This is a genomic window from Carnobacterium pleistocenium FTR1 (assembly GCF_000744285.1).
Lineage (GTDB): Bacteria > Bacillota > Bacilli > Lactobacillales > Carnobacteriaceae > Carnobacterium_B > Carnobacterium_B pleistocenium.
Map to the genome: position 1 here is coordinate 336,447 of NZ_JQLQ01000002.1, position 19,070 is coordinate 355,516.

Annotated in this window: 17 protein-coding genes; 15 read left to right on the plus strand and 2 right to left on the minus strand. The window is 35.6% G+C overall.

What is annotated here, in order from left to right:
• Nucleotides 1–10 precede the first annotated feature (10 nt).
• Together BP17_RS01795 and BP17_RS01800 are read right to left on the minus strand one after the other, a co-directional pair.
• Nucleotides 11–889 carry a hypothetical protein gene (locus BP17_RS01795; protein ID WP_035051194.1) on the minus strand — a complete coding sequence of 293 codons (879 nt, stop codon included), beginning with the start codon at nucleotides 887–889 and terminating at the stop codon, nucleotides 11–13.
• 369 nt (nucleotides 890–1,258) lie between these two features.
• Nucleotides 1,259–1,810, minus strand: coding sequence for a GNAT family N-acetyltransferase (locus BP17_RS01800; RefSeq protein ID WP_035051195.1), 552 nt, complete (start codon nucleotides 1,808–1,810; stop codon nucleotides 1,259–1,261).
• A 233-nt stretch (nucleotides 1,811–2,043) separates the two neighbouring features.
• Between BP17_RS01800 and BP17_RS01805 the strand changes: the two genes are divergently transcribed.
• The 15 genes from BP17_RS01805 (at nucleotide 2,044) to BP17_RS01880 (ending at nucleotide 19,052) form a co-directional block, all read left to right on the plus strand.
• Nucleotides 2,044–2,520, plus strand: coding sequence for a DUF2975 domain-containing protein (locus tag BP17_RS01805; protein ID WP_035051196.1), 477 nt, complete (start codon nucleotides 2,044–2,046; stop codon nucleotides 2,518–2,520).
• A gap of 16 nt (nucleotides 2,521–2,536) precedes the next feature.
• Complete coding sequence (locus BP17_RS01810; RefSeq protein WP_035051197.1) at nucleotides 2,537–2,761, plus strand: helix-turn-helix domain-containing protein; 225 nt, start codon at nucleotides 2,537–2,539, stop codon at nucleotides 2,759–2,761.
• Nucleotides 2,762–2,872: 111 nt separating this feature from the next.
• The gene (locus BP17_RS01815; protein ID WP_035051198.1) at nucleotides 2,873–4,621 is read left to right on the plus strand and encodes a sensor histidine kinase; all 1,749 of its coding nucleotides are present in this window, start codon (nucleotides 2,873–2,875) and stop codon (nucleotides 4,619–4,621) included.
• Between the two features lie 2 nt (nucleotides 4,622–4,623).
• Nucleotides 4,624–5,355, plus strand: a complete 732-nt coding sequence (locus tag BP17_RS01820; protein WP_035051199.1) for a LytTR family transcriptional regulator DNA-binding domain-containing protein — start codon at nucleotides 4,624–4,626, stop codon at nucleotides 5,353–5,355.
• A 413-nt stretch (nucleotides 5,356–5,768) separates the two neighbouring features.
• Nucleotides 5,769–7,250, plus strand: a complete 1,482-nt coding sequence (locus BP17_RS01830) for a carbon starvation CstA family protein (protein WP_035051201.1) — start codon at nucleotides 5,769–5,771, stop codon at nucleotides 7,248–7,250.
• A 512-nt stretch (nucleotides 7,251–7,762) separates the two neighbouring features.
• On the plus strand, nucleotides 7,763–8,809 hold the full coding sequence (locus BP17_RS01835; RefSeq protein WP_156955989.1) for a PTS transporter subunit IIC: 1,047 nt from the start codon (nucleotides 7,763–7,765) through the stop codon (nucleotides 8,807–8,809).
• A 39-nt stretch (nucleotides 8,810–8,848) separates the two neighbouring features.
• Nucleotides 8,849–9,775 (plus strand): 2-dehydropantoate 2-reductase, encoded by a 927-nt coding sequence (locus tag BP17_RS01840; protein WP_035051203.1) that lies wholly within the window; start codon nucleotides 8,849–8,851, stop codon nucleotides 9,773–9,775.
• Between the two features lie 218 nt (nucleotides 9,776–9,993).
• Nucleotides 9,994–10,860, plus strand: a complete 867-nt coding sequence (locus tag BP17_RS01845) for a YtnP family quorum-quenching lactonase (protein WP_035051204.1) — start codon at nucleotides 9,994–9,996, stop codon at nucleotides 10,858–10,860.
• A gap of 222 nt (nucleotides 10,861–11,082) precedes the next feature.
• Complete coding sequence (gene fadE, locus BP17_RS01850) at nucleotides 11,083–12,303, plus strand: acyl-CoA dehydrogenase FadE (protein WP_035051206.1); 1,221 nt, start codon at nucleotides 11,083–11,085, stop codon at nucleotides 12,301–12,303.
• A gap of 172 nt (nucleotides 12,304–12,475) precedes the next feature.
• Nucleotides 12,476–13,378 carry a LysR family transcriptional regulator gene (locus tag BP17_RS01855; protein ID WP_035051207.1) on the plus strand — a complete coding sequence of 301 codons (903 nt, stop codon included), beginning with the start codon at nucleotides 12,476–12,478 and terminating at the stop codon, nucleotides 13,376–13,378.
• Between the two features lie 250 nt (nucleotides 13,379–13,628).
• Nucleotides 13,629–14,807, plus strand: a complete 1,179-nt coding sequence (locus tag BP17_RS01860) for an acetyl-CoA C-acetyltransferase (protein WP_035051208.1) — start codon at nucleotides 13,629–13,631, stop codon at nucleotides 14,805–14,807.
• Nucleotides 14,808–14,859: 52 nt separating this feature from the next.
• Nucleotides 14,860–15,993: an acyl-CoA dehydrogenase family protein gene (locus tag BP17_RS01865; protein ID WP_035051209.1), complete on the plus strand. Its 1,134-nt coding sequence runs from the start codon at nucleotides 14,860–14,862 to the stop codon at nucleotides 15,991–15,993.
• A 33-nt stretch (nucleotides 15,994–16,026) separates the two neighbouring features.
• Nucleotides 16,027–16,881 carry a 3-hydroxybutyryl-CoA dehydrogenase gene (locus tag BP17_RS01870; protein WP_035051210.1) on the plus strand — a complete coding sequence of 285 codons (855 nt, stop codon included), beginning with the start codon at nucleotides 16,027–16,029 and terminating at the stop codon, nucleotides 16,879–16,881.
• Between the two features lie 15 nt (nucleotides 16,882–16,896).
• Nucleotides 16,897–17,682 (plus strand): enoyl-CoA hydratase-related protein, encoded by a 786-nt coding sequence (locus tag BP17_RS01875; RefSeq protein WP_035051211.1) that lies wholly within the window; start codon nucleotides 16,897–16,899, stop codon nucleotides 17,680–17,682.
• A 32-nt stretch (nucleotides 17,683–17,714) separates the two neighbouring features.
• Nucleotides 17,715–19,052: an acetyl-CoA hydrolase/transferase family protein gene (locus tag BP17_RS01880; protein ID WP_084676229.1), complete on the plus strand. Its 1,338-nt coding sequence runs from the start codon at nucleotides 17,715–17,717 to the stop codon at nucleotides 19,050–19,052.
• Nucleotides 19,053–19,070 lie beyond the last annotated feature (18 nt).

Below are 19,070 nucleotides of genomic sequence, written 5' to 3' on the forward strand. Positions count from 1 at the left end.
TGTATTGAATTTAAAATAAAGTTTCTGATTCTTTAATTTTATTTTGTCTATCTTCTTTATTGGTTTCAAGTTTAGTTTGTAGTTCGGCAATACTTAGCTCCAGTGTTTCAAGCATTTCAATATTACGTCCAATTTTTGATTTTGTATCCCAATCAGAGAAAAGATTATCAAAGAAAATATCAAAAGTTTTACTCATGCCACTAAATTTTTCATAACTAAGGTAAGTGTCTAAAGAAAGATCTTTTAATTCTTTGGCATAATTTTCTAGAAGCTGCTCTAATCGGTTCATTTTAGCTTCAGCTTTATCGATTTTATCGTATTTCATCATATCAAATATGAGGCTGCTATCTGTGAACATATCCCATGTTGAAAAGGAATCGGCTGAATCTAAGTCATCTAATGCAAAATTTATTCCGTTTAGTACTTTTTTTCCAGCTTCTAATGCTTCATCAAGTTCAATTAACTCTTGTTTAAGCTGAGCTCGGTTTATTTCTTCTTCACTAATTTTTTCGCGAAAATGAGCATCTTGCGTGTATAAGTTATCTTTTAATTGGTTGAATTGAGCAGTAGTTTGAGCTGTAGCTGCTTGGTTAGTAGCTAAATCTTCTCTCGATTCGAGCAATAAAGCCAAAGCTAAATCTAATTCCATTTTAGCAACCAGTTTTTCTTGCATTTCTTTATCGAGTTTTTTATCGTAATTTCCAATTAATCGTTTCAAAAAAGTAGATAATGATTCAGCTTGTAATTTTTCAACATCTTCATTTTCTTTATCAAATGTTTCTTTGGCGGTCTCGTACCGCATAGCCTTTTCTTCATACCTTATTTTTGAATGTTTCTCTTTTTTTAGTAGAGATTTCAGTTTTGCTTGCAAAGTTTCATATTCTTCCATTGTGAACCCGCTCCCTATGGATAATTTTGTTAAAAGATAAAGATATTTCGTCTAGCTTAATTTGATAAATCAGAATAAAGAAGTATGTAAATTTCAAATTTAAGTTTTCTAAAAATAATTGAATGGGTTAAATAGTTCTGAAAAAAATAACCAGAAAGTATCTTTGAAGGATTCTTTAAAAGATACTTTCTTTCTGATTTTTTTATATAGTGCAATTACTAAAGCTATCAATGCACATAATAAAGAATAGCTAACAAGAGCTATTAGGATAATGAATAGTATTTCAGGTGATTTGTTCATTTAATTTATCAGTTCCTTCATCGATTTAACTTTGCTTGAATTAACTAAAAAAACGACATGATTGATTTTTTAAACTGTAAATTCAGATTTCAGCATAGCATATTTGTTCATATCACAAAATATATCGTACATAAAGATATCTTCTTTATCGGTTCCAACTAGAGAGAATCCGCTTTTTAAAGCTACTGCGTTGCTGCCTATGTTTTTGGTATCGGCAAAAATCGTTAGTTTGTTTAAGCCCATTTCTTCGAAAGCGATTTGGCAAACTTTTTGTACGCTTTTAGTTGCAATCCCTTTTTTAATTTGAGAAGAATGCACCCAATAACCTATTTCTGCCTTTTTGTTGCGAGAGTCAATAGAGTGTAAATCGATTGAACCAACTAATTCACCTTCATAAGCAATTAAGAATAGTCTATCTGTTCCTTTAACGTATCCGGACAGTTTCATGTTTATATAGTTGATTTCGTCGTTAGCTTCTTTTGTTGTATCGACAAAGTCAAGAAATCGTCTAATGTGTTCTCTGTCACTATCTACCAGATCAAAAAGAGTAGTTGCCATAGCGATGGTAGGTTGTACAAGTGATAATGTAGCGTTTATAGGTAATTTAAAGTAATGATTCATCGAGATCCTCCTCTTTTGATTTTCCTCTATCATACCTAAAAAAACGCTTGTTAACTACCAAATTTCGGTAAATAAATAACTGATAAAGAGTGTTTTTATTTTAATCTAGAGTTTCTTCTAGAATGAACCGGTTTGCTTACAGAACGTTTTGCGTGAAAAACAATAAATATTTATTGTTAAACGATAAAAAACCTGCTAAAATAAAATTTGTAATGAGTATGGGAGGTTTATTTATGAAACGAGGAACAACACTTTTTTTGAAACTAGCTGTTATGTTTATTGGACTGCCAGTGTTTATAATGGGAATATATGGATTGACGTGGTTGATCAATAACCCAGCAAGTCCGGTCTATGATCAACTGTTATATCCCATCTTGATTGGTATATATGCATCAATATTCCCATTTTTTATGGCTTTATATCAAACGTTTAGACTGTTGAGCTATATTGATAGGAACCAAGCGTTCTCTGAATTGTCCGTTAAAGCTTTAAAGAATATCAAACTTTGTGCAATAGCTATCAGTGGCTTGTATATAGTAATTTTGCCATTTGTTTTTGGTTTAGCACAAATGGATGATGCTCCTGGACTTGTTTTAGTCGGAATGATTCCTGTATTTGCTTCACTGGTTATCACGGTATTTGCAGCGATCCTGCAACGACTTTTACAAGAGGCCATTGATATTAAAAAAGAAAATGATTTAATAGTCTGATTTGAGGTGAATAAATATGGCAATGATCATTAATATTGATGTAATGTTGGCTAAACGAAAAATGAGTGTAACAGAACTTTCAAATAAAGTTGGTATTACGATGGCGAACCTTTCGATATTGAAAAATGGGAAAGCGAAAGCCATCCGATTTTCAACTTTAGAAGCACTCTGTAAAGCGTTAAATTGTCAGCCTGGAGATATTTTAGAATACGAAAATGAGAATAATCATAAGGAATTATAAAAATCATCTAAATAGGATTCTATATCATTTGATAAAGGGTTCTATTTCTTTGTATACATAATTTTTTTTTGTGCGGTAAACTAATGGTATTAAACTATAGGAAGTGACATAATGTTTTATTTATTCATTTTAATGCTTGAACGTGGCGGATTGATCATTATTTTAGCGTATATCTTAATGAATATTCCTTACTTCAAAAATCTTTTAGGAAATCGAAGAAAAGTAAGTACGATGGTGCAACTGATCGTGGTATTTGGATTATTTGCCCTGATTTCTAATTTTACTGGGGTAGAGATTGGCCAAAACCAAATCAGGATGGATCAGCCGTTTACTGATTTATCCGTTCATTCTTCACTGGCAAATACACGTGTGTTGACGATTGGTGTTTCAGGATTAATTGGGGGGCCAATTATCGGTGTGGCGGTGGGCCTCATTTCGGGCGTTATTCGCTATTTTCAAGGTGGAATAGATGCTTATGTGTATGTCATTTCGTCTGTATTGGTTGGCTTGTTTTCTGGGATCTATGGATTGAAATTCATCCGTAAGAATGCTTTCCCAAAAGTTAAAGAGGGTCTCATCATTGGCGCAGCAATGGAAGGGGTTCAAATGATGTGTATTTTATTATTGAGTACACATTTTCAAGAAGCAATAGATTTAGTTCAGTTCATTGGTCTGCCAATGATTTTGACGAACAGCATTGGAACGGGAATTTTCTTATCAATCATCGACTCAACACTGCGGCAAGAAGAACAAACGAGAGCTGTTCAAACGCATGATGTTTTTCAATTGACTAACGAAACTATGCCTTATTTTCGCTCAGGCATGAATGAGGAATCTTGTACACAAGCAGCAAAAATCATTCAAAAGCTAATCAAGGTTTCGGCAGTCAGCATTACCAACACGGACAGTATTTTGGCACATGTCGGCGCAGCCAGTGATCATCATTTTCCTTCAAAAAAAATAGTGACCAATTTATCTAAAGAAGTACTTCGAACAGGGGAAATCAAAGAAGTGCATTCTCATAAAGAAATTGGGTGCGACCATCCTGACTGCCCATTAGAAGCTGCAATTGTTATTCCATTGAAAGTAAAGGAGAAAACGATTGGAACGTTAAAAATGTATTTCACGGATACCTCAAAATTAACTTTTGTGGAACGGCAATTGGCGGAAGGATTGGCCACTATATTTTCCAGTCAAATTGAACTTGGCGAAATGGAATTGCAAAGTCAGCTTTTACAAGATGCAGAGATCAAATCGCTGCAAGCTCAAGTAAATCCACATTTTTTCTTTAATACCATCAATACCATTTCTGCATTGATTCGAATCGATAGTGAGAAAGCTCGTGAAATGTTGCTGCAGCTGAGTACCTTTTTCCGTTCTAATTTGCAGGGTGCCAGAACAAATGTGATCCCTTTAGAAAAAGAACTACTTCAAGTAGAAGCCTATATAAAATTGGAACAAGCGCGCTTTCCAGACCGCTATCAAGTTGAAATGAACATAGAAAATGGGTTGAATAATATTTTGTTGCCTCCGTTTGTGATCCAGATATTAGTAGAGAATGCCTTTAAACATGCCTTTAAAAATCGGAAAGTGCATAATTTAATCCAAGTAACAGTTAATAAGATAGATCATAATATATTTTTAAGTGTGCAAGATAATGGGTATGGAATAGAAAAGAATAGACTGGGGAAATTGGGTAAACAAAGTGTGTCATCTGAAAAAGGGACCGGTTCAGCTTTGGAAAATTTGAACAAGCGTCTGGTCAGTTTGTTTGGGGATGGAGCTAAATTAAACTTTGAATCTTCCGAACAAGGTACTATTGTTTATTGCAAGATCCCTTACCAAGGAATGGAGGGCTAAAGATGAAGACTTTAATAGTGGATGATGAACCCTTAGCTAGAAATGAGCTAGCATATTTACTAAAAAGTTGTGAAGGAATCACAGCTATTGTTGAAGCAGATTCGATTGAAGAAGCTTTGGGAATGATGTTGCAGCATGAAATTGACTTGATATTCCTAGATATTCAATTGACCAGTGAAAGTGGATTGACGCTAGCAAATAAAATCAACCAATTAACTAACCCACCAATGATTATTTTTGCAACAGCGTATGATGAATATGCCATCAAAGCGTTTGAATTAAATGCAACAGATTACGTTTTAAAACCATTTGAACTGCCCCGAATTCAGGCGGCTGTTCAAAAAGCATATGCTAGCTATCAAAAAGAACGAGTGCCTTTGCAAGTAGAAGATAAGCAGGAATATTTAATGACACTCCCTATTCAAATGGATGAACGTATCTATATTGTTAGAATCGAAAATATTATTGCTATTGCAGTGGATAAAGGTACTACAACTGTTTACACCACTGAGAAAGAATACACGGCAAATGAACCTTTAAATGCTTACGAAGAAAAAGTAAAAGGGCATACCTTTTTGCGAGTGCACCGCTCCTATTTGCTGAATACAAAAGAAATTTTAGAAATACAGCCGTGGTTCAACCATACATTTTTGGTTACTATGAGTAATCAGGTGAAAATCCCTGTGAGCAGACATTATATGAAGCAATTCAAAGAAGAAGTAGGATTAATATAGTCTCTATACCAATGATAAATAGAATAAATAAAAGCTCAACTATCCCAAACGAGCAAGAAGAGGACAAGCAACTACAAAAAGCGGCTTCGTTTGTCCCAAACGAGCGAGAAGAGGACAAGCAACTGCAAAAAAAGGGTTCGTTTGTCCCAAATGAGCGAGAAGAGGACAAGCAACTAAAAAAGAGAACTTGCTTGTCCCAAAAACGCAATAAAAAGACAAATAACACTAAAAAAAGTACTAATAAGTTTATAATACCTATCAGCAGAATGAATTTGAGAACTGCAGGCGAGCGTTTCAATCGGCCGTTTTGCTATCTCAGCTTATTTTTTACCCGAATCCTTATTTTAATAGTAAAGTGAAGCTATTAAAGGTTCATCAAAATCGATGGTTAAAGTATAGGGAGGTAGGAAAAAATGATTACTTTGTTAGGTGGTATTGCGTTATTAATTTTAGGCTATTTTGTTTATGGAAAGTACATTGAAAAGAATTTTGGAATCGATCCGGATCGGACAACTCCTGCAGAGGCTTTAAGAGATGGCTATGACTTCATACCTATGTCAAAACCGAAAAATGCTATTATTCAATTATTAAATATTGCCGGAACTGGTCCTATTTTTGGACCGATAATGGGAGCGCTTTACGGACCAGTTGCTTATATTTGGATCGTTGTTGGATGTATTCTTGGCGGTGCAGTACATGACTATATGATCGGTATGATTTCTTTACGAAATGATGGTGCTCATTTACCAGAATTAGCTAGCAAATACTTAGGAAAACCAGTAAAACATGTTGTGAATATTTTTGCTATGCTGCTTTTGATGTTAGTTGGTACCGTTTTTGTTGCTTCACCAGCCAGCTTGATAGAAAGTATCACTCCTAGTTGGTTAACGTTAGAGGTAATCATAGGATTGATTTTTGCTTATTACCTAATTTCAACTATTTTACCAATCGATAAAGCTATGGGTGTTGTTTATCCTTATTTCGGAGCCATTTTAATTATCAGCACGCTAGCTATTGGATTAAGTTTAGTTTTTGGGGGACATACCTTACCGAACTTAACTCCAGGAACGATGCAAAATTTTAATCCATCAGGAACACAAATTTTCCCAGCTTTATTCTTTACAATCTCCTGTGGAGCAATATCTGGCTTCCATGCTACACAAGCGCCAATGGTTGCTAGAACATCTAAGAATGAAAAAGAAGGTCGCTTTACTTTTTACGGGATGATGATTGCAGAAGGTGTAATCGCAATGATTTGGGCAGCAGCTTCTATGTCATTATTCAACGGACAAACACTTAATCAAATGATCAATAATGGAACTCCTTCACTTGTAGTCAACCAGGTTTCTTATATGTTATTAGGTAGTGTATTTGGGACGATCGCGATTATCGGAGTAATCGTTTTACCAATTTCTTCAGGACTTTCTGCTTTTAGAAGTTTACGGACGATAACGGCAGATTACCTGCACATTAACCAAAGCACATTAAAAAAAGTATTAATGGTTACGATTCCTATATATGCAATTTCTTTAGTATTAACGCAAGTTGATTTTAATATCTTATGGAGATATTTCAACTGGGCAAATCAAGTTACAGCAGTGATTTCCTTACTAGTCTCTACACGTTACTTGTATTTAAAAAACAAAAATTACTTGGTGACCCTTCTTCCAGGAATCTTCATGTTGTATGCTTGTGTAGTGTATATCTTCAGTGAACCAATTGGTTTTGGAATGGGATTGACCCCATTAGCTTATATTTTAAGTACCCTCGTAACAATTGGCTTAATGGTTCTTTACTGGGAAACAGGTAAGAAACAAAAAAGAGAGTTGGATCCAGCAGATAAATTACTGAACGATCAACTGCCAATTGGTACATTTGTATCAGAAAACAGATAAAACAAACTGAATTTAGAGAGTACTTATTCTCTTATAGAAAAACTCACACCGTTTTTACATATGGTATGAGTTTTTATTTTTTTTTGAAAAATCTGAAATTGGTATAAATTCAAATAAAATAACCGTTCTCACTGTATGAAAAAAAAAGATTAGTTTAATTAAGGCCATTAATTTAATTAAATTGATAGTGTTGTTAAATAGTGAACAAGTATGAAAATTGGATTTTTTTTGTGAAGTAGATTTAAATTTAGTTTTCGAAACTGTAAAATAAATTGATTTTTTGAATCAAGAAGAATCAATTGCTGACATGCAGGTAGTTTTAAAATATTTTTTTAGAATTCAAACATTTTTTAGAATTAGCAATCAAATGAGTTTAAAATGAGAAAAACAAAATTGAGATTGAAATCAATCTATTTTTGTGATAAATTTAACAAGTAGAAAAATTAGTGAATAATTGAACAAAGAAAAAAGATTAATTATTCAACTTAATGATAAAAGGAAGGTTGAGTTTAATGGAAGAGACAGTGAAATATACAGGTAAGGATTATTTAAACAAGGTTTTAGGAGGAACGGCATCAGGTATTGTTATTGGATTGATTGCGAATGCCATATTAGGTTCAGTATTTAAAGCTCTTATTCCTTACGGTTCCATATTTGTTATTTTAGCAACTGTTGCCAGCACTATGCAATTTATTACACCTGCTATTATTGGTGTACTTGTAGCAATGCAATTTAAAATGAATGGAATGGAAAGTGTCATAATCGGGGCAGCAACTTTCTTAGGATCAGGAGCTTATAAAGTTACTGAAACGGGTGTTCAATTAGTGGGAATCGGAGACTTGATAAATGTTATGCTCGTTTCCGCTATTGCCGTTTTCGTTACACGTTTGCTACAAGGACGATTAGGTTCACTGACACTTATCCTTATGCCAATCATTGTGGGTGTTGGGGTTGGGACGATTGGTTTGATCATGTTGCCATATGTGGGCATGATTACCTCTCTAGTTGGTGATTTGATCAATAGTTTTACTTCTCTTCAACCATTATTGATGGCTATTTTAATCTCTGTAGCTTTCTCAGTTTTAATTATTTCGCCAATATCAACAGTCGCAATAGGAATTGCTATAGGTGTATCTGGTTTAGGAGCTGGCGCTGCAGCAGTAGGAGTAACAGCTTGTACTGCAATCCTTGTGATTGGTTCTATCCGAATCAATCAAACAGGAACAACCTTGGCTATCTTGCTTGGAGCCATGAAAATGATGATTCCCAATTTAATTAAGCACCCAAAAATCATGATCCCTGTAATCCTTAATGCCATCGTTTCAGGTATAGGTGTTTATGTTCTTACAATTCAAGGCACTCCCCAAACAGCTGGATTTGGAATCGTTGGACTAGTTGGACCGATCCAAGCATTCAATATGGGAACAAGTTTATTAGGTGTTGGAATTGCTTACCTTGTTATTCCGTTTGTTGGAGGGTATATTATTGATAGGGTATGCAGCAAATTCTTGCATATTTACGAAGATGAAATCTTTAAATTTATTCCAGCTTCAAACTAATCAATTAGTATAATGTATATAAATGGAGGAATTCTTAATATGAAAATAGCAATTGCAGGTTCAGGAGCTTTAGGATGCGGATTTGGATACATGATGCAAAAAGGTGGAAATGACGTTACTTTATTAGATTTTTGGGAAGAACATATTAATACTATTAAAGAAAATGGTTTGTCAGTCACCGTAAACGGCAAAGAAGATAATGTAATCATTCCAATTGGCAAACCTAAAGAAATCAAAGATACATTCGATACAATTTTTATTTTTACCAAGTCAATGGGTTTAAGACATATGTTGGAAGAAATCAAACACATGTTGACGGAAGAAACTAAAGTAGTTTGCCTATTAAATGGTTTAGGACATGCGGATACTATTTCTGAATATATTCCTAAAAAGAATATCATTATGGGGACAACTCTTTGGACAGGTGGGTTAGACGCTCCTGGAAAAACACACTTCATGGGAGAAGGTCCTGTTGAAGTACAAAATAGTGATGAAAATGAAGAAGAAGGTACACAGCAAGTTGTGAAAATGATGGCAGCTTGTGGATTAAATGGTGTTTATAGTCAAAATGTTCATTTTACAACTTGGAGAAAAGCTTGTGTTAATGGGACAATGAATGCACTTTGTTCACTACTAGATTGTAATATCAAACAATTATTTGAAACTTCTCAAATCGATGAATTAAATCATGGAATCGTTAGTGAATTTTCTCGTGTTGCAGAAACTGAAGGCATAAAATTAGATGTTGAAGAAATCGAAAATTACTTGAAAGCAACGGCTAACAAGGTTGGGGAACATTACCCTTCAATGCACCAAGATTTAAAAAATAAGCGCCCAACTGAGATTGATTTTCTAAATGGTGTGGTAGCAAAAGAATCAGAAATCAAAGGATTTGAAGCACCTTATTGCAAGCAAATCACGCAATTGATCCATGCGAAAGAAGATATATTAGGAATCAAACGTTAAACTATTTTTAGACTTACAAGAGGCAAACCTGAAGCTAATAACTTTAGATTTGCTTTTTTTGCGCACCTTTTATTTGATTGTTTTTGATAACAAGCATTAGTGGCTAAAAAAATAAAATAGCAGAATGAATTACCGCTTTGCTTTGAATAAATTTAAAAAATGAGTATAATCAATTGCAAATGAGTGGAAACGCTTTTTTTGAAAAAAGGAGGATGGAGATGGACAGCTTATTATTTCACGACATGAACTTAACGTGGATGGATGGTGGAATTACATCGATGGATGGAGGTGCGATGTTTGGCGTTGTGCCGAAACCACTTTGGTCGCGTAAATATCCGGTCAATGATAAAAATCAAATTGAATTGCCGACGGATGCAATACTGATTCAGTACCAAAATAAAAATTATTTGATTGATGCTGGAGTAGGGCAAGGGAAATTATCTGATAAACAACGACGTAATTACGGGGTAACAGAAGAAACGAGAATGCAAGAAAGTTTAGCAGAATTAGGATTAAGTGTAGAAGATATTGATGCAGTTTTAATGACACATCTCCATTTTGACCACGCAGGTGGGCTGACACATTTTGAGAACAAGAAACTAGTTTCAACTTTTCCTAATGCCGATATTTATGTGAATAAGATTGAATGGGATGAAATGAGAAGTCCAAATGTACGTTCCAAAAGTACCTACTGGAAAGAAAATTGGGAACCAATCCAAGATCAATTCATTACTTATCAAGGTTCCCTTGAAGTAGTCCCGGGTATCGATATGATCCATACTGGGGGACATAGCGAGGGGCATGCGATTATAAAATTAACACAAGCAAATGAAACTTTGCTGCACATGGCAGATATTATGCCTACACATGCCCATCAAAATCCATTATGGGTTTTAGCTTATGATGACTACCCGATGACATCGGTATTTAGTAAAGAGAGATGGATGAAAGAGGCTTATGAAAATCAATATAAATTTATTTTTTATCATGATGCTTATTATCGGATGATCGAATGGGATGAAACGGGGAAAAATGTTATCGATTCATTAAGCAGAAGTAAACAAGCACAGATCGTAATTGAATAAATTAAAAACATTATTTGGATCAGTATTCCAAATAATGTTTTTTTGATCAAGCTAATGAGTAGAAAAGCAATATCAATCAAGGATCATTGAGTGATGTTAAGCTTTACTTATAGCTTCTATAATTATAGATAAGTAGACGAAAATCTTGAAATGGCTTAAATTAAGCTTTGTAAGCGGTTCATATATATAATACTAATTAAAAAAAATTAAGGGGCGATTAATATGATGAACACAATGACGAAGGAAAGACCAGTTGATTTAGCTACTTTTTATCCATCAGATCTATATGAGTATTCAAGTGCATTAACCGACGGAGAATTAATAGTTCTAAAAGAATTGCGTGAAGCACTAGAAACAGAATTACGACCACTATTAAGCGAGTATTGGGAAAAAGCTGAATTTCCATTTGAAGCATTCAAAAAGGTGGGAAAAGTCCGAATGATGGATAATCCATTATTGTTCGAAAACCGTTTGGATAAACGCAAACCGAGTGAATTGTACAATGTGTTTAGATATTTTGAGTTAGCTAAACTAGATGCTTCTATTGCAACATTCTATACCGTTCATGGTGGGTTGTTCTATGCTACTCTGCTTGAAGGTGGGAGCGAAGAACAAATTGAACGATGGGCTAAAAAAACGGCTTCTTTTCAAATTCAAGGCTGTTTTGCTTTAACAGAACCAGAGCATGGATCAGATATTGCTGGGGGATTGGCAACAAGTGCACGTAAAGAAGGCGATACATGGATCATTAATGGTGAAAAACGTTGGATCGGTGGAGCTGGATCAGCAGATGAAATGACTGTTTTTGCTCGCGATGAAGCTGACGGAAACGTAAAAGCATTTGTGATCCCAGGTAAAGCTGAAGGGGTCCATGTTCAAAAAATCGAAGGAAAAATTTCGCTTCGTATGACCCAAAATGGGCATATCACCTTTACGGATGTAAAGGTTGGAGAAGATCGTCGATTGCAAAAAGTGAATTCATTTAGAGATGTAGCGAGTATTTTACGTATCACTCGTGCGGATATTTCACATTTAGCAACAGGATTGACTGCAGGTGCTTTTGAAGCAGCTTTGCGCTACGTAAAAAATCGTCAACAATTTGGTAAAAATCTAGGATCTTTCCAATTGGTTCAAGAAAAACTGTCTATCATGCAAGCAAATGTGACTGCTAATTTAGCATTTTCTGTCCGTTTGGCTCAAATGCAAGAACAAGGAAATTACCGTGAAGTAAATTCTTCAATGGCAAAAATGCATAATGCCTTACGGATGAGAGAAACCGTTGCATTGGCTCGTGAAGTGGTAGGGGGAAATGGAATCACGTTGGAAACTGATGTTGCTCGATTCTTTGCAGATGCAGAGGCCATCTATTCTTACGAAGGAACACATGAAATCAATGCTTTAATTGTTGGAAGATATTTGACAGGCGTAGGTGCTTTTGTTTAAAAGATGAAGGACTAAGAAAATGGAATCAAGTATTCCGTTTTCTTAGTCTTTTTATTTGTGCTCTCATTACACAAATAAAGAAAACCGTGTTATGCTAAACATATATATAAATGATGGAGCAGAAAAAAGGTTTCATTTAGAAGTAAGGAAATATAAAGGAGAATAGCAGAAATTGGATATTACACAATTAAATTACTTTATTAACATTGTTGAATGCGGTTGCAATTTATCGTTAGCTGCAAAGAAAATTCATATCTCTCAGTCTGCTTTGAGTCAGATGATAACTAATTTTGAAAAAGAAGAAGAATTAAATCTTTTTTACCGTAAAAATGGACGGCTTGAAGAACTAACACCAAGTGGAACTATGTTATATCGATATGCGTTAGATATGTTGAAATTGCATGGCGAGATGAAGGGTATGCTCCGAAAAGAATCATCCAAACAAAAAGGAACCATCCGTATTGGTTTGCCCTCCTTAATTTTACGCGTCTTATTTTCTAAATTCTTTTCTAAATTTATTGTTGAAAATCCTGAGATCAAAATTGAAATTGTAGAAGATGGCAGTCACGAACTCAGAAGGATGTTTCTGCAAAAAGACTTAGATTACGTCGTATTGATTGAACCAACTAATTTAGATCCAAAATCATTTGAAGAGCACGTTATTCAAATTGATGAGATGACAGCCTTCATGTCGCCTACCCATCCATTGGGTAAGAAGAATAAAATCAATTGGAAAGATATCAATGAGTACCCAATTGCGACTTTCAATGAATCTTTTGTGACAAATGATTTAGTCAAAACGGCATTCAAGGAAAACCAGTTAAATGCAGAAATTATTTTCACTTCTTCTTCATGGGATTTCTTAATTGAAACAACCCGCCATAGTGATACGATTGCTATTTTACCTTCACCGATCCGTCGTTATTTAAGTAGCGATGAGTACGTTGAAAAATCATTTAAAAATCCTATTCCGTTTAATGTTCTATTGTGTCGTCCTATAAAGAATAATTATTCAGCTGTCGAAACAGCTTTACATGAATCTGTTTTAAGTTATTTCTATCAGCCGATGGAATAAATAAGCAAAAATAGTTAAATATTGTACAAACTTTTTTAGGGTAAGAGAAAGAAAGAATCGACATTTTTGTCTGATTCTTTCTTTTTTTGGTATTTTATGTACGATATTTCACAAATCTATTAACAATACTTATGGAATCTGTAATTTATACTTGTTAGACCTTTAGTGTAAAGGCCTATATGATAACAATGTAAACGCTTAACGTAAAAGATAGTATGAAAAAATAAATCACTACTTGGAGGAAATTCACATGACAGAAGCCGTAATTGTATCAGCATTGAGAACACCAGTAGGAACATTTGGAGGTGCTCTTAAAGATGTAACAGCAGTAGACTTAGGAGCAGCTGTGGTAAAAAAAGCTATTGAAAGCATCAACTTAGATCCAGCAACGATTGATGAACTGATTTTTGGGAACGTTTTAAGTGCTGGATTAGGGCAAAATGTTGCTCGACAAGTAGCCGTAAAAGCAGGTATTCCAAAACATGTACCTTCTTTTGCCATCAACAAAGTTTGTGGTTCAGGACTAAAAACGGTAGCGTTGGCAGCTCAATCGATCCTTTCAGGGGACAATGAAATCGTTATTGCTGGAGGAACAGAAAGTATGAGTCAAGCGCCATATGTATTGCCGGATGCCCGTTGGGGGAAACGAATGGGAAATGGTCAAATGATCGATACGATGTTGACTGACGGATTAACAGATGCGTTCCACGATATTCATATGGGAGTAACAGCTGAAAACATTGTTGAAAAGTATCAATTTACGCGTGAGCAACAAGATGAATTAGCTGTTCGTAGTCAAAATAATGCTGAGAAAGCCATAACATCTGGCCGCTTCAAGGAAGAAATCGTACCAATCGAAGTGCCACAACGCAGAGGAGATCCTAAAATAGTTGATACAGATGAGCATCCTCGGTTTGGCACTACAATAGAATCGATGACTAAGTTGAAGCCAGCCTTTAAAAAAGATGGTTCAGTTACAGCCGGAAATGCTTCAGGGTTGAATGATGGTGCAGCTGTTCTGATCGTAATGAGTCGAGAAAAAGCAGATGAATTAGGATTGAAACCACTAGCTACCATCAAGTCATATGCAAGTGCAGGTGTAGATCCTAAAATCATGGGTTGCGGCCCGATTCCGGCTACTCAAAAGGCTTTGCAAAAAGCAGGTATGACAGTAGATGATTTAGATTTAATCGAAGCAAATGAAGCTTTTGCCGCGCAGGCCTTAAGTGTGATCACTGACTTGAAATTCAATACAGATATCGTAAATGTTAATGGTGGAGCAATTGCCTTAGGGCATCCAATTGGAGCCAGTGGTGCTCGTATATTGGTCACCTTACTTCACGAAATGGAAAAACGCGATGCAAAACGCGGTTTAGCAACTTTATGTATCGGTGGAGGCCAAGGAATGTCACTGATTGTCGAACGTTAACCATGGATTGATCTGCCCACTACCTACCAATACCAGAGAGGAATAAGAAAACATGACGAATGCAACAATGGATCAATTAATCAGCCAGGTTGCCGACTTTTCAAAGAAAGTTATTCAACCCGTCGCTGCTGAATATGATAAAACAGAAGCTTATCCTGAAGAACAACTGAAACAATTAAGCGATATGGATGTTTTGAGGATGCCGTTTGATGGGTTGTATGGTGGACTTGGAGGATCATTTAAAGATTTTTTGGATGTCATTCGAATTGTTTCAAGGGATTGTGCATCAACAGCTAGCATTTTGCTGACTCAATCTTCAATGGGAATTTGGCCAATATATCAATACGGTACAGAATACCAAAAACAAACTTATCTGCCTAGTACGTTAAGTGGAGAATTACTTTGCGCATATGGTTTGAATGAGCTAGGTATGAATAATGATCTTGAAAATATGGAAACTCTTGCAGTTGAAAGAGAAGACTATTGGGAATTAAATGGAGCTAAAACTTTTGTTTCACAGGCGGGAAAAGCCAATATCTATTTGGTAGGAAGTAAGACAATTGCTGAAAATGGAACAAAAGGATACGGCAATTTTATTTTGGATGCTGAAATGTGGGGGCTGACGATAGGGAATATCGAAGAAAAAATGGGGATGCGAGCTCTTCCAGTCGCTTCACTTGAATTTGAAAATATTCGTATCCCAAAAGAAAATTTGTTAGGTGGTCAATGTAATGGGGCGGAACAATCCCAAGCAATTAATGATCGTATACGATTATCCATTGCTGCTCAAGCTGTCGGAATCGCTGAAGGTGCTTTTGATCGAGCATTAAATTATGTTAGTCAAGATCGTAAATTTGGCCAAAGATTGATTGATTTACGCAATACGCAATTTAAACTAGCTGAAACGTATACTGAATTGCAAGCAACAGCCGCTTTATTAAACCAAATCGTCAGCAGTCATCATGCTGATTCGACGATGATCGCCATGGTTAAATTGAAAGCCGCTAATACTGCTGTAGAAGTAACAGAAATGGCTATCCAGGTGACTGGAGGATATGGTTATATGCGGAACAATGATATTGAGCGCTATGCAAGAGACGCTAAATTAACAACTATTTATGGCGGTTCTATAGAAACGCAACACGAAATAATTTCAAAAAAATGGGTAAATCAAACACAAGTTTAGCTTGCTTATCACTTATTTAGAGGAGTGGAAAAAATGGAAATCAAAAAAATTATGGTCATTGGATCAGGACAAATGGGCAGCGGTATTGCCCAAGTTATGGCGCAAGCCGGATATGGTGTCATCCTGAATGATATCAAAGAAGAATTTGTACAACGAGGGTTCGCTAAAATTGAGAAAGGGCTAACGCGTGATGTTGAAAAAGGTCGTAAAACAGAAGCTGAAAAAGAGAGTATTCTGGCTCATTTTACACTTTCAACAAATATTCAAGATGCAAAAGACGCTCAATTAGTTGTGGAAGCAGCAACAGAAAATAAAAAAATCAAGTTAGCTATTTTCAAAGAATTAGATGAAATCACTGATAAAGAAACAATTTTAGCCAGCAATACATCTTCGCTTTCAATCACAGAAATTGCTGCAGCAACGAATCGTCCTGAAAAAGTTATTGGACTACATTTTTTTAATCCTGTTCCAGTCATGAAATTGGTTGAGATCAATCGAGGAATGGCAACGAGTGATAAGACAACAGCCATTGTTAAGGAACTCAGTGAAAAAATCGGAAAAATCACGATCGATATCAAAGATTCTCCGGGATTTGCTGTTAATCGTATTTTGATTCCAATGATCAATGAAGCAATTTTCACGGTACAAGAAGGAGTAGCCACACCCGAAGAAGTAGATCAAGCTATGAAGCTTGGCGCAAATCATCCTATGGGACCAATCGCTTTGGCGGACTATATTGGACTAGATGTTTGCTTAGCAATCATGGAAGTTTTATATACAGGATTTAATGATTCAAAATACCGTCCTTGTCCACTATTAAAAAAATATGTCGAGGCTGGTTGGTTAGGTAAAAAAACAGGCAAAGGATTTTATGATTATGCCTCATAAGGAGAGAATGCAGAAATGACAACATACAACACACTTACTTTAGAAAAAAACGAAGGAATCGGAATCTTAACCATCAATCGTCCAAAGATGTTGAATGCATTGAATCAAGAAGTGTTAGAAGAATTGTCTTTTGCACTTGATGAAGTGGAGACAGATTTCTCGATCCGCGTACTGATTGTGACGGGCTCAGGTACTAAGGCGTTTGTAGCGGGTGCGGATATTAAAGAAATGAAAGAAAAAAATGCGGTTGAGGGAAGAATTTTTTCTTCATTAGGAAATACAGTCTTTTTAAAATTAGAACAATTGCGTCAACCTACCATTGCTGCAGTTAATGGATTTGCATTAGGCGGAGGGTGCGAACTTGCTTTAGCATGTGACATTAGAATTGGAGCTGAGAATGCAAAATTTGGCCAGCCAGAAGTTGGATTGGGAATTGTTCCAGGATTTGGTGGAACACAACGTTTGCCGCGCCTAGTTGGAATAGGTAAAGCAAAAGAATTGATCTATACCGGAACCAATGTTGCAGCTGAAGAAGCTTACCGAATTGGATTGTTGAATAAAGTTGTAGCGGTTGAAGCGTTATTAGAAGAAACAAAAACAGTTGCTAAAAAAATAATGAGAAATTCGCCTTTAGGTGTAGAAGGCAGTAAAAAAGCTATCAATCAAGGGATGCAAATGAGTTTACAGCAAGGATTGGTATTGGAATCAGAAATTTTTGGAGCATTATTTGCTACTGAAGATCAAAAAGAAGGCATGACAGCTTTCGTTGAAAAGCGTAAAGCTCAATTTGAAAACAACTAAAAATTAAACTACTCTGATTGGGGGATTTAAACATGATAAAATTATATGAAAAAATGTATGAAAAGAAAAAAACAACAGCACAAAAAGCGGTTCAATTGATTGAACCAGGAGATGGAATCATTTTCCCTATTATGCCAGGTGAACCGCCAGAACTTTTGGAAGCGCTACCTAATAATCAAAGGTTGAATGGAAATACTTTGTACCGTATGCTACCCAGTTTTCCAACAGTGGATATTTCGGCAACTAAGCTAAAGCAAGTATCGATATTTTTATCTGGTATGGACCGAAAAGGCTTTAATCAAGGGAACATCGATTTACTGCCAAATCACTTTTCCGATATACCTGCATTACTTAAAAGACGCACAAATCATCCAGTGATTATGGCAACAGTATCGCCAATGGATGAAGATGGTAACTTCTCATTAGGAACGAGTCCCTCTTACGTAGCATCACTGATTGAAGATGCTAAAACGATTATTCTTGAAGTGAACAAACACATGCCGCGAACATTTGGTGAAAAAAACACCATTCATATTAGTGAAGTGACAGCATTAATTGAACATGACTTTGACTTGCCAACTTTACCAAGTCCCAAACTGAGTGAGAAGGACTTAATGATTGGTAAAATTATCGCAGAGACCGTTAAAGATGGAGATACCGTACAAATTGGCTTTGGTTCGATGCCGAATGCAGTAATGGACTACTTGATGGATAAACGTAATTTAGGGGTTCATAGTGAGATGCTGCCAGATAAAATAGTAGAACTCTATGAAAAAGGGGTGGTCAACAATAAATACAAAGCCACTTATCCAACAAAAACAGTTTCTACATTCGCAATTGGATCAAAACGATTGTATGACTTTATGGATAACAACAGAGATATATTAATGCTGCCGTGTGATATGACAAATGACATCCGTGAAATAGCTAAAATTGATAATTTAAAAGCCATCAATTCGACAGTTGAAGTAGACTTTTTAGGTCAATGTAATTCAGAAACGGTGAGGGGGTTGTATTACTCATCAACAGGCGGGCAAGCTGACTTTACAAAAGGGGTCAGATTAGCGAAGAACGGCTGCGGAATTATATGCTTGTATTCAACAGCTAAAAACGATAGCATTTCTACAATTGTTCCTGAGCTAGCTTTGGGATCTGCTGTTTCGACTTCAAAAAATGATATTGATACAATTGTGACGGAGTATGGAAAAGCTGAATTGATTGGAAAAACGATACAAGAACGGGCGGAGGCTTTGATTGAAGTAGCGCATCCTAAGTTTCGTGAAGAATTACGACAAAAAGCAATTGAAAAGCATTTTATTGCAGAAGAAGTGGAAAACCAAGAGGAAAGCACAATCATTATGGAAGGCTAAATTAAAAAGCACTTTCTT

What these genes read in the sequence shown, in the direction of transcription:
- BP17_RS01830 (WP_035051201.1), top strand. Translation starts at nt 5,769, where the DNA reads ATGATTACTTTGTTAGGTGGTATTGCGTTATTAATTTTAGGCTATTTT.
- BP17_RS01880 (WP_084676229.1), top strand. Translation starts at nt 17,715, where the DNA reads ATGATAAAATTATATGAAAAAATGTATGAAAAGAAAAAAACAACAGCA.
- BP17_RS01865 (WP_035051209.1), top strand. Translation starts at nt 14,860, where the DNA reads ATGACGAATGCAACAATGGATCAATTAATCAGCCAGGTTGCCGACTTT.
- BP17_RS01875 (WP_035051211.1), top strand. Translation starts at nt 16,897, where the DNA reads ATGACAACATACAACACACTTACTTTAGAAAAAAACGAAGGAATCGGA.
- BP17_RS01870 (WP_035051210.1), top strand. Translation starts at nt 16,027, where the DNA reads ATGGAAATCAAAAAAATTATGGTCATTGGATCAGGACAAATGGGCAGC.
- BP17_RS01810 (WP_035051197.1), top strand. Translation starts at nt 2,537, where the DNA reads ATGGCAATGATCATTAATATTGATGTAATGTTGGCTAAACGAAAAATG.
- BP17_RS01860 (WP_035051208.1), top strand. Translation starts at nt 13,629, where the DNA reads ATGACAGAAGCCGTAATTGTATCAGCATTGAGAACACCAGTAGGAACA.
- BP17_RS01835 (WP_156955989.1), top strand. Translation starts at nt 7,763, where the DNA reads ATGGAAGAGACAGTGAAATATACAGGTAAGGATTATTTAAACAAGGTT.
- BP17_RS01840 (WP_035051203.1), top strand. Translation starts at nt 8,849, where the DNA reads ATGAAAATAGCAATTGCAGGTTCAGGAGCTTTAGGATGCGGATTTGGA.
- BP17_RS01805 (WP_035051196.1), top strand. Translation starts at nt 2,044, where the DNA reads ATGAAACGAGGAACAACACTTTTTTTGAAACTAGCTGTTATGTTTATT.
- BP17_RS01845 (WP_035051204.1), top strand. Translation starts at nt 9,994, where the DNA reads ATGGACAGCTTATTATTTCACGACATGAACTTAACGTGGATGGATGGT.
- BP17_RS01800 (WP_035051195.1), bottom strand. Translation starts at nt 1,810, where the DNA reads ATGAATCATTACTTTAAATTACCTATAAACGCTACATTATCACTTGTA.
- fadE (WP_035051206.1), top strand. Translation starts at nt 11,083, where the DNA reads ATGATGAACACAATGACGAAGGAAAGACCAGTTGATTTAGCTACTTTT.
- BP17_RS01820 (WP_035051199.1), top strand. Translation starts at nt 4,624, where the DNA reads ATGAAGACTTTAATAGTGGATGATGAACCCTTAGCTAGAAATGAGCTA.
- BP17_RS01795 (WP_035051194.1), bottom strand. Translation starts at nt 889, where the DNA reads ATGGAAGAATATGAAACTTTGCAAGCAAAACTGAAATCTCTACTAAAA.
- BP17_RS01815 (WP_035051198.1), top strand. Translation starts at nt 2,873, where the DNA reads ATGTTTTATTTATTCATTTTAATGCTTGAACGTGGCGGATTGATCATT.